A 10,454-nucleotide genomic window follows, 5' to 3' on the forward strand; every position below is an offset into this window, starting at 1 on the left:
AATGCTTTTTGATTTTAGTCTAGTATTAATCCCAATTTTCCATTATGAATACAATAGTAAATGGTTGAAATTCCCACGTTAACCCCTTTAGCCATAACCATCATTTCAGGAGAAAACTTTTGATTATGATAGTGGAGAATCTTTTCCTTTAGTTCTTTGGTTAAGCTTGATTTCTTGACCGAGCGCCTGCGATTGTTTTCATAAGACTGTTGAGCATAGTCGGTAGAATAAACCTCTTTGAAGCACCCTTTTCCAAGACATTGTCAGACTGTCTCACGCTTGATTTCAGTGTGGATAGTTTGAGGAGCTTTTCCAAGCAAAGAGGCAATTTCTCTATTTGATTTTCCTTCTTTTGTTTGGCTTTTGTAGTATAATTGTCTTGCATCTCTGTGCCTTTCTTGTGTTTGTGGTTGAACAACAAGTATAACACAGAGGTGTTTTCTTATGCCTAGAAGAGCTTTCATTTTTTTCAAAAAAGGTTGAAAAAACACCTTTGTGAGATGAAATACCCTTCAAATACCGTATCTCCCAAGTGAAAATCTCACAAATTTCTTAAACTTTGAGTCAAACTTCACATATCTAATCCATATCGATAGTTGGACAGAACTCACTTCTATGGTATTATCCTATCCCCCCTTCCAAATGTCAATCAAAAATGACAAGTATTTTAGAAATAACTCGCCATTTCATTAACTTTCTACTATATTAAAAAAATGTGACCTCATAGCAAGGACTCAAACTCAGCGACGCTCATACCCAGCTGATGGCTGGCAACCTCGGAAGTCAGAAGTCCTTGGCGAACCATATCCAGAAAGGCAAAAAGTTTCCCACGTTCCAAGCCTTCTTCTCGCCCTTGTTCAATCCCTTCAGCTCGTCCACGTTCAAGACCACGCTCCAGTCCCTGTTCAATCCCCTCTGCACGACCACGCTCTAAGTCTTTTTCCTCCGCTTGTTCCAATGCATAGTCCTGCGCTAACAAGGCTTGTTCTTCACGCATACGTAGTTGACTAAACATTTTCCTGTCCTCCTCGGACCAGCTCTTGTAATCTAGCAGTTGGTCTGCTTGGCTGATGGCTCGCTCGGGGCGCTGGGTAAAGGGTTTATTCCCGAAAAACTCCAACCATGGCTTGCGAACGCTATCCTTGCTGGTTTCTCTGTATTTTTTAATTCCAAGAATACCATCTTGACTAGATGGTTTTCCTGTCCATTGTTTGTGATGGTTAAGACTTCACCTGTCGTTCCCTCTCGCATACTAAAGCTATGAAAAGCTTGATCATCCTGAAAGTAATTACTATCCACAATAGCTATTGCGTATACTGATGCGATGTGTTTATAACTTTGGTGAGCGTTTCCTTCTTATTGGCGAATTTTTTCTAGATTTTGATTGACCTGACTGCACAAGTAAGCCCACAGGAGATTGATGAAAAAATTCTGATGATGAACTTGAATTTCAATGATTACTTGGGTTCCATTATCCAACTCCGCCAAGACGTCTATACTGGTATAGAAATCTTGTGCTTAATAGGGCAGAGAAGGCAAGACGTGAATATTACTTCCCTCCAAAATGGTCACATTTTTGGCTGGTAAATCCAACATATCGCGGATAAATTGACAAGTGATTTCTGGATTGCTAAAGATTTTCTTAGCGTCCAAATCATTGGTTGAGCTAATGCCCGGATGTCTGAGAATCATTCTTTCTCTCCTTTCATTATAGCACATTTTTAAATCTAGGTTTGCTAGATTCACTGCTTCTATCTATAGTAAAATGAACCAAAAACAGTACACAATGTTGTATAATCTTCTTATGGCATATTCAATAGATTTTCGTAAAAAAGTTCTCGGCTATTGTGAGCGAACAGGTAGTATAACAAAAGCATCACAGGTTTTCCAAATCTCACGTAATACCATTTATGGCTGGTTAAGGCTAAAAGAGGGAACAGAAGAGCTAAACCATCAAGTAAAAGGAACAAAACCAAGAAAAGTTGATAAAGATAGACTTAAAAACTATCTTACTGACAATCCAGACGCTTATTTGACTGAAATAGCTTCTGAATTTGGCTGTCATCCAACTACTATCCACTATGCGCTCAAATTTATGGGGTACACTCGAAAAAAAGAACCACACCTGCTATGAACAAGACCCAGAAAAAGTATCCTTATTTCTTAAGAATTTTAATAGTTTAAAGCACTTAGCACCTGTTTATATTGATGAAACAGGATTCGATACTTACTTTTATCGAGAATATGGTTGCTCATCAAAAGGTCAGTTAATAGGAGGTAAAGTCTCTGGAAGAAGATATCAGGGGATTTCTTTGGTTGCAGGGCTAACAAATGGTGAGTTAATCGCTCCAATAACTTACCAAGAAACAATGACGAGCGACTTTTTTGAAGCTTGGTTTCAGAAATTTCTCTTACCGACATTAAATACACCCTCAGTTATTATTATGGATAATGCAAGATTCCAATAGAATAGCTAGAATAGAATTCTTGTGTGAAGAGTTTGGGCATAAACTTTTACCCCTTCCTCCCTACTCACCTGAGTACAATCCTATTGAGAAGACATGGGCTCATATCAAAAAGCATCTCAAAAAGGTATTACCAAGTTGCAATACCTTTTACGAGGCTCTTTTGTCTTGTTCTTGTTTCAATTGACTATATTTATTCGGAAAAAAGACGAAAAAACCTGAGAACCATCTCAGTCTTGGTCATTAAATTTTTTTCTCAATACCGAAAAGTGGAGAAAGTGGTCGTTTTTCATGAATACGTACGATAGCATCCCCTAGAAGATGAGCGATTGAAATCTGCTCAATCTTATCAATCAAACGCTCTTCTGGCAGATAGATAGTATCCAAAACAACCAATTTCTTAATAGCTGATTTTTGGATATTGTCCGTAGCAGGACCAGAAAGAACTGGGTGCGTACAGCTTGCATAGACTTCAACAGCACCAGCTTCCGCAAGAGCATCTGCCGCATGACAAATCGTTCCAGCGGTATCAATCATATCATCAATCAAGATACAAGTCTTGCCTTCAACCTTACCGATGATGTTCATAACTTCACTAGTATTCATCTTATCAACGCTACGACGTTTATCAATAATAGCGATAGATGTTTTCAAAAATTCTGCCAACTTACGAGCACGAGTCACCCCTCCATGGTCCGGGCTGACAACCACATAGTCAGAACCAACCATACCACGACGCTCAAAATAATCTGCAATCAGAGGAGCACCCATCAAATGATCCACAGGAATATCAAAGAATCCTTGAATTTGCGCAGCATGCAAGTCGATGGTCAATAAACGATCCACTCCAGCTACTTCAAGCATATTTGCGACAAGTTTTGAAGTGATTGGCTCACGCGCTCTCGCCTTTCTATCCTGACGTGCATACCCATAGTAAGGCATGACAACATTGACAGATTCTGCACTCGCACGCTTCAAAGCATCTACCATAATCAAAATTTCAAGCAGATTGTCATTTACAGGCGAACTAGTTGATTGTAGGATAAAGACGTGTTTCCCACGGATTGATTCTTCAATGTTGACCTGAATCTCTCCATCTGAAAATTGGCGAACACTTGATTTCCCCAACTCTATCCCAATCTCCTGCGCCACACGTTCTGCCAATTCTTTATTAGAAGAAAGGGCAAACAGCTTTAAATCAGAAAAAGACATGATTTCCTCCGGTATATATGTATAACTTGTGCTTTTCACAAGATTTTCCATCTACCATTGTAGCGCTTTTTGCACTATTTTTCAATCAAAAATAAAAGAAGGGCACCATATTTGTACCCTTGCATCATTCTTTTGAAAAATATTCTAGGTCATCAACTCATTGTGTTTCTCAACAAAGCAATAAGCATGATAAAAACCATAGAGAGCAATAGCCGTAACCACTGGAATCGCTAAAGGCAACTCTGTTTCCAACTCCACAAAAGGAGAGTTAAACAAGAAGTGAGTTCCCAAGGCTAAACCTAGAAAAATAAGGCCCTGTTTCTTACCAACCTTCTGTCCTTTATAGGCTCTGTAAAGCAAGTAAACACCTACTACAGCTAGACCTGAAAAAGTCCAGTGAGAGGCAATTCCTGAGATGATACGCTCTAAAATTCTCGAAATAGTAAAGTCAAAGCCCTCTGGCAAATCCGTACGAATGTAGCCAATATCCTCAATCATTTGAAATCCCAAACCAGAAGCAATTCCTAGTAAAAACAAAGATTTTAATTTTCGCACAGGAACCAAAGCTAAAACAAAGACAAGTGGCAATAATTTCAAGGGCTCTTCTACCAAAGGAGCCACAATAGCACTTTCAAAGGCATTTAAAAATGTACTATCTGGGAAAAGCATACCCAGCAAATCATGGATATAGGTATTCGCAAAGCTAGACAACCAGCCTGAAAGGAACATCCCTCCCAATAAAGACAGAATCAAAACCTTCTTTGGCAATTCCCATTTTTTCCCAATACGGAAGAGAAAATAAAGAGCCGGAATCATGTAAAAGAGAGCTAGAAAGATAGAAACTCCCATTAGTCCATATTCCGCACCTGACCTCGAACCGTCCGTATAGTAGATGGTTTCATACTGTAAACCAATACATAGCAATAAAATAAAAATAAATAAAATACTGCTTTTCTTCATACACTTTCTTTCTAAATGAAGTATTTATAATTCTACGACTGTCATACTTCCTGTATCAACATTGTAAATGGCACCAAAGATAGTGACATCGTCTGGTATTAGGGGAGACTCGATAAGCAGTTGCATATCCTCGCGTACACTCTCTTCTATATCTTGGAAGGGCAAGAAGTCCTGGTCTGACACATCTACACCTAATTCCTCTTTTAAATACTCCTGAAAAGGTTCATTTTCAAAGGTCTGAGCACCACAGTCTGTATGGTGCAATACCACAATCTCTCTTGTCCCCATTTGTTGCTGGGAAATAACTAGCGAACGAATCATGTCTTCAGTCACTCGACCACCTGCATTCCGCAAGATATGAGCATCCCCAAGTGCCAAGCCCAGAGCTTGCGCAACGTGCAGACGAGAGTCCATACAGGTCACAATAGCCACTCTAGTTTTGGGTTTAAGTGGCAGATTTAACTGCCCATGTAGGGCAACATAAGCCTGATTAGCTTGCATAAACTGTTCAAAATACGACACGATTCCCTCCTCGAAAATTTGATAGTCAAATATTTCTCCTATCTTATCATTTTTAAGAAGATTTGTCACAGATTAAGCAAAGACCTTTTTCAAAACTTCCTGAATCGTTGTCACTCCAATGACCTGAATTTCCTTGGGCGGAGTGATTCCTGTCAAGGAATTCTTAGGTACATAAATCTTAGTAAAGCCTAACTTAGCAGCTTCGTTGATGCGTTGTTCGATACGATTCACACGCCGAATCTCTCCAGTCAAGCCTAACTCTCCGACAAAACATTCCTGAGGATTAGTTGGCTTGTCTTTGTAGCTCGAAGCAATAGCAACCGCAACGGCCAAGTCTATCGCAGGTTCATCCAATTTGACACCACCAGCAGATTTGAGATAGGCATCCTGATTTTGCAAGAGAAGCCCTGCACGCTTTTCCAAAACAGCCATAATCAGACTCGCACGATTGAAGTCAAGCCCTGTCGTAGTACGCTTGGCATTTCCAAACATGGTCGGTGTCACCAAGGCCTGAACCTCCGCCAAAATCGGACGCGTCCCTTCCATAGTCACAACGATTGATGAGCCAGTCGCTCCATCCAAACGCTCTTCTAGGAAAACTTGACTCGGATTGAGGACTTCAACCAAGCCACCCGACTGCATCTCAAAAATCCCAATCTCATTAGTGGAACCAAAACGGTTTTTGACCGCTCTCAAAATACGAAAGGTATGGTGGCGCTCCCCTTCAAAATAAAGCACCGTATCCACCATATGCTCTAGCATACGAGGCCCAGCCAAGGTTCCCTCCTTGGTCACGTGCCCTACAATAAAGATGGCGATGTTATTAGTCTTAGCCAACTGCATAAGTTCAGCTGTCACTTCACGCACCTGAGAAACAGACCCCTGCACCCCTGAAATCTCAGGAGACATAATGGTCTGGATAGAGTCAATAATGAAGAAGTCTGGCTGGATACGCTCCACTTCTGCACGAACACTCTGCATATTGGTCTCTGCATAGAGATAAAACTCACTATCAATATCACCTAAGCGCTCTGCACGTAATTTAATCTGCTGGGCAGACTCCTCCCCACTGACATAGAGAACTGTCCCCACTTGGGACAACTGGGTTGAGACTTGTAGGAGAAGAGTTGATTTCCCAATCCCAGGATCCCCACCGATGAGGACGAGACTTCCTGGTACCACTCCGCCTCCAAGCACACGGTTGAATTCCTCCATCTCCGTCTTGGTTCGATTGACATTGATGGAAGTCACCTCAGCTAGTTTCATGGGCTTGGTTTTCTCACCTGTCAAGGACACACGCGCATTCTTGACCTCGGCAACCTCAACCTCTTCCACAAAAGAAGACCAAGACCCACAGTTGGGGCAACGTCCCAGATATTTAGGGGAATTATACCCACAATTTTGACATACAAATGTCGCTTTTTTCTTTGCGATGACAAACCTCTTTCTATATCTCTAACTCACACTCAATCACTTGGCAAAAATCAATCTTCTCATTTGGCACAAACTGGCGCATGAGCATTCGATGAGCAACAACTACCACAGTCTGATGTTCTCGATACTTAGACATACATTCTAGAAACCGAGACTTCATTTCCGTAGCTGTCTCATATTGAATAGGACTATTAGGAAGCAACTCCCCCTTGTTTTCTAAAAACAGTCTTCTAGCTGTTTCAAAGTTTTCTATTCCTGTTTTATAGACCTGCCATTCATGTAATAAAGGCTCTACTCTTAAAGGAAGACCCGTAGCACAGACCACATACGAAGCCGTTTCTAAAGCTCTTGTGACTGCAGAAGATACGATTATTTCAGCTGACGAGAGTAAAGGATTTTTGCTCAATTTCTGGACTTGCTGCCGTCCCATCTCAGACAAGGGTGCCAAATCTATCCCAAATCCTATATAAGAACGCTCCTCTAACTCACGGTAATCTGGCTCCCCATGACGTACAAAGATAATCTTCATTCTAGTGCCCTGTCGATCCAAATCCACCAGTTCGAACGCCATCAGCTGCATCTCCATCTGCAATTAAGAAAGTAGCAAAAACAGCCTGGACAATACGTTCCCCAACTTCAAGAACAACCTCTTGATCTGTGATATTCTTCATCTGCGCAAAAATATGCCCTTCATTTCCAGGATTTCCATAATAATCCCCATCAATGACCCCAACTGAGTTAATTAAAACCAAGCCCTTCTTACGAGGATTTGAAGAACGATCATAGAGGTAGAGAACCTCAGTCGGCTGCATATAAGCCTTAACCCCTGTCGGAACCAAGACAATCTCTCCTGGCGCAACAACTGTACGCACAGCAACCTTTAAGTCGTAACCAGCCGCATGCGCCGTCTCACGCTTGGGCAATAAATTTTCATCTGTAAAACTAGAAACCAATTCAAAACCACGAATTTTCATCATCTTCTCTTTTCTATTATCATTTATTCTAGATTATTCTATCTTATTTATTCGGAAAAAGCACGAAAAAAAGAGCACACAATTCAAATCGCTTAGGGCTGCTGGATTCCTCCCCTGACCCGCTTCACGCAGAACTGTTGCTCCACTATTTATTATATCACATTCCTATTCATTTTAAAAGCAAAATTATTTTTTCCGCCTATTTCTAAAAAAGTCCTGCATAATAGCTGCGCATTCATCTTCCAAAATTCCCGTTTCAACCTCCACACGATGATTGAGACGCTCATCTGTCAAGATATCGTACAAACTCCCAGCAGCGCCAAATTTCTGGTTTTTAGCCCCGTAGACCACGTTTGGAATACGGGCGAGTCCAATCGCCCCACTACACATGACACAAGGCTCAATGGTCACAAAAAGTGTGCAGTCCAGCAAGCGCCAACTCTCCTCACTCAAGTTCGCATCCTCTATGGCCATAATCTCCGCATGCATAACCGCTCGCTGTAATTCCTCACGCGCATTATGCCCACGACCAATGATTTCTCCGTCCTTGACAATCACACAACCAATTGGAATTTCATCGTGTTCAAGAGCAATCTCAGCCTCTCTCAAAGCCTCTCTCATGAAGACTTCTTTTTCTTCAACTGTATAATTCATCAATTTCCCTTTTTCTACTTATCGATTTTATTATTATATCATGAATCCCAACACAAAAAAAGCCACCGAATGTGGTGACTTTATAGGGAGATTATTATGAAAAAGAAAAGTTTAGGATATTTGTTACAACAAGTTAGGAGGTCTTCTTGTAACTGTCTATAATATACCCGACCTATCTTAAACAAATCTTAAAAATCTCTTAGGACCAAACACTTTCTAAAATATTTGTTTGTTCACGACCAGGACCTACTGAGAAAGTAGAAATACGAACGCCAACCAATTCACTCACACGACGAACATAGTTACGCGCATTCTCAGGAAGATCTTCCAAATTGCGAACTCCGGTAATATCTTCTGACCAACCTGGCAACTCTTCATAGATAGGCTTGCAACGTTTCAATTGCTCAAGACTAGCTGGATAGTAGTCAATACGTTGACCATCAAGATCATAGGCCACACAGATCTTCACTGTATCTAAACCACTCAAAACATCGATAGAGTTCAATGAAAGATTAGTAATACCAGAAACACGACGACTATGACGCATGACAACTGAGTCAAACCAACCCACACGACGTGGACGACCAGTTGTTGTACCATATTCATGACCGACTTCACGGATACGTTCTCCCACTTCATCAAATAACTCAGTTGGGAAAGGACCGTCTCCTACACGACTCGTATAGGCTTTACATACACCAACAACCTTATCAATCTTACTTGGACCAACACCAGAACCAATGGTCACACCACCAGCCACAGGGTTTGATGACGTAACAAATGGATAGGTACCTTGGTCGATATCTAGCATAACACCTTGTGCACCTTCAAAAAGCACACGTTTACCGTTATCAAGCGCATCATTCAAAATAACAGATGTATCGGTTACATATTTCTTGATTTGTTGACCATATTCGTAATATTCTTCAAAAATATCATCGAAAGCAATCGCTTTACTGTCATACAATTTTTCAAAAAGACGATTCTTTTCAGCAAGGTTACGTTCTAAACGCTCACGGAAAATATCTTTATCCAAAAGATCTGCGATACGAATCCCAACACGAGCAGCCTTGTCCATATAAGCTGGACCAATTCCCTTAATTGTAGTACCAATCTTATTGTCGCCCTTAGCTTCTTCTTGCAAGCGATCCAACTCGATATGATAAGGCAAAATGACATGCGCGCGATCAGAAATACGCAAGTTATCAGTTGTCACACCTTCCTCATGAAGATAGCTCAACTCTTTCACAAGCGATTTAGGATTTACAACCATACCATTCCCAATAACAGAGATTTTCTCAGGAAAGAAAATTCCAGATGGAATCAAGTGCAACTTAAATTTCTTACCATCAATCACAATCGTGTGCCCTGCATTATCACCGCCTTGGTAACGTGCAATCACTTCTGCATTCGCTGAAAGGAAGTCTGTAATCTTCCCTTTACCTTCATCACCCCACTGGGTACCTACAACAACAACTGAAGTCATAATCTTGTCTGAGCCCTCAGGCTCTTCCTTTCTCACATACATGGCAGGACTCTCACCTGCAATTATATCTTACAATTTATTATAAGAAAAAATCGCCTTTTTATCAAGAAGAAACAATAGAAAGATTTGCTATTTCCAACTATTAAAAAATGTTTTAGAAAAATTAACAGCTATTTATTGTTATATTGCTATAAAAAAGTAAGTTTGTTCGGAAATTAACTCAGACTATCTCAACAAGAAATAAAACCTTGTTTCATTATCATCTTTTCAAGATACAAACGATAAGCAACACGATAATGGTAAACGATAAAATCCCTACGACACCCAATACCATATCTCACTAAATAATAAATTAAAAATTTAAAATGAAAATGTTCCCAGTCAAAATTATCACCAAATACAGTACCATACTCTTCTTCAATATTTCTATAAAAATCCGCCATCTGCTCATAAATTTTTTGTAACATGATCAAATACTCCTTTTCTTTTTTATGAACTTATTCTAACAAAAAATTTTAATTAATCATTAATAATTCCTGAATTGTACAAATACCAACCTCAATAAGATAAAAAATAGGAAAAGTTGACAGAATAGGAACAAATTTACTACCTAAATTAGACTATTATAGACCTTATTAACTGCGTTAAATACTAAAAGAGAGTTGAGGTAAAAATCTTAAAATAAGAAAAACGCATAGTATAGTTGCTTAGTTTCAAACAAGCATGTTATAATCCCGACTTTATCAC

General features: G+C 40.0%; 9 protein-coding genes, 1 other RNA gene and 3 pseudogenes. 1 reads left to right on the plus strand and 12 read right to left on the minus strand.

The features are described from left to right. Positions 1-26 precede the first annotated feature (26 nt). Positions 27-425: pseudogene (locus tag HT723_RS09685) on the minus strand (helix-turn-helix domain-containing protein); the annotation flags it as partial. Between the two features lie 296 nt (positions 426-721). Further along, positions 722-1,692 (minus strand): annotated as a pseudogene (locus HT723_RS11725) (PD-(D/E)XK nuclease family transposase). A gap of 112 nt (positions 1,693-1,804) precedes the next feature. Between HT723_RS11725 and HT723_RS09700 the strand changes: the two are divergent. Continuing rightward, positions 1,805-2,652 (plus strand): annotated as a pseudogene (locus HT723_RS09700) (IS630 family transposase). A 56-nt stretch (positions 2,653-2,708) separates the two neighbouring features. Here the strand turns inward: HT723_RS09700 and HT723_RS09705 are convergent. From HT723_RS09705 to comW, 10 genes are all read right to left on the minus strand, one after another. Further along, entirely contained in the window at positions 2,709-3,677 is a 969-nt protein-coding gene (locus HT723_RS09705; protein WP_000010164.1) for a ribose-phosphate diphosphokinase, read from the minus strand. A gap of 144 nt (positions 3,678-3,821) precedes the next feature. Further along, positions 3,822-4,637: a PrsW family intramembrane metalloprotease gene (locus tag HT723_RS09710; protein WP_172935112.1), complete on the minus strand. Its 816-nt coding sequence runs from the start codon at positions 4,635-4,637 to the stop codon at positions 3,822-3,824. A gap of 24 nt (positions 4,638-4,661) precedes the next feature. After that, on the minus strand, positions 4,662-5,159 hold the full coding sequence (locus tag HT723_RS09715) for a carbonic anhydrase (protein ID WP_007285146.1): 498 nt from the start codon (positions 5,157-5,159) through the stop codon (positions 4,662-4,664). Between the two features lie 72 nt (positions 5,160-5,231). Continuing rightward, the gene (gene radA, locus HT723_RS09720; RefSeq protein WP_172935113.1) at positions 5,232-6,593 is read right to left on the minus strand and encodes a DNA repair protein RadA; all 1,362 of its coding nucleotides are present in this window, start codon (positions 6,591-6,593) and stop codon (positions 5,232-5,234) included. Positions 6,594-6,606: 13 nt separating this feature from the next. Continuing rightward, positions 6,607-7,122: a histidine phosphatase family protein gene (locus tag HT723_RS09725; protein ID WP_000691236.1), complete on the minus strand. Its 516-nt coding sequence runs from the start codon at positions 7,120-7,122 to the stop codon at positions 6,607-6,609. Between the two features lies 1 nt (position 7,123). Next, the gene (locus tag HT723_RS09730; protein ID WP_000701992.1) at positions 7,124-7,567 is read right to left on the minus strand and encodes a dUTP diphosphatase; all 444 of its coding nucleotides are present in this window, start codon (positions 7,565-7,567) and stop codon (positions 7,124-7,126) included. 56 nt (positions 7,568-7,623) lie between these two features. After that, positions 7,624-7,721, minus strand: an RNA gene (ffs, locus tag HT723_RS09735) — signal recognition particle sRNA small type. Between the two features lie 32 nt (positions 7,722-7,753). Then, entirely contained in the window at positions 7,754-8,221 is a 468-nt protein-coding gene (gene tadA, locus HT723_RS09740) for a tRNA adenosine(34) deaminase TadA (RefSeq protein ID WP_138702619.1), read from the minus strand. A 199-nt stretch (positions 8,222-8,420) separates the two neighbouring features. Continuing rightward, positions 8,421-9,707, minus strand: a complete 1,287-nt coding sequence (locus HT723_RS09745; protein WP_001832534.1) for an adenylosuccinate synthase — start codon at positions 9,705-9,707, stop codon at positions 8,421-8,423. A 230-nt stretch (positions 9,708-9,937) separates the two neighbouring features. Beyond that, complete coding sequence (gene comW, locus HT723_RS09750) at positions 9,938-10,174, minus strand: sigma(X)-activator ComW (RefSeq protein ID WP_000939541.1); 237 nt, start codon at positions 10,172-10,174, stop codon at positions 9,938-9,940. Between the last annotated feature and the right edge of the window lie 280 nt (positions 10,175-10,454).

This window comes from Streptococcus sp. 2106 (genome assembly GCF_013277315.1).
Taxonomy (GTDB): Bacteria; Bacillota; Bacilli; order Lactobacillales; family Streptococcaceae; genus Streptococcus; species Streptococcus pseudopneumoniae.

Coding starts and splice junctions, on each gene's coding strand:
- HT723_RS09705 (WP_000010164.1), bottom strand. CDS start 3,677: ATGTCTTTTTCTGATTTAAAGCTGTTTGCCCTTTCTTCTAATAAAGAA.
- HT723_RS09710 (WP_172935112.1), bottom strand. CDS start 4,637: ATGAAGAAAAGCAGTATTTTATTTATTTTTATTTTATTGCTATGTATT.
- HT723_RS09725 (WP_000691236.1), bottom strand. CDS start 7,122: ATGAAGATTATCTTTGTACGTCATGGGGAGCCAGATTACCGTGAGTTA.
- HT723_RS09730 (WP_000701992.1), bottom strand. CDS start 7,567: ATGAAAATTCGTGGTTTTGAATTGGTTTCTAGTTTTACAGATGAAAAT.
- tadA (WP_138702619.1), bottom strand. CDS start 8,221: ATGAATTATACAGTTGAAGAAAAAGAAGTCTTCATGAGAGAGGCTTTG.
- HT723_RS09745 (WP_001832534.1), bottom strand. CDS start 9,707: ATGACTTCAGTTGTTGTTGTAGGTACCCAGTGGGGTGATGAAGGTAAA.
- comW (WP_000939541.1), bottom strand. CDS start 10,174: ATGTTACAAAAAATTTATGAGCAGATGGCGGATTTTTATAGAAATATT.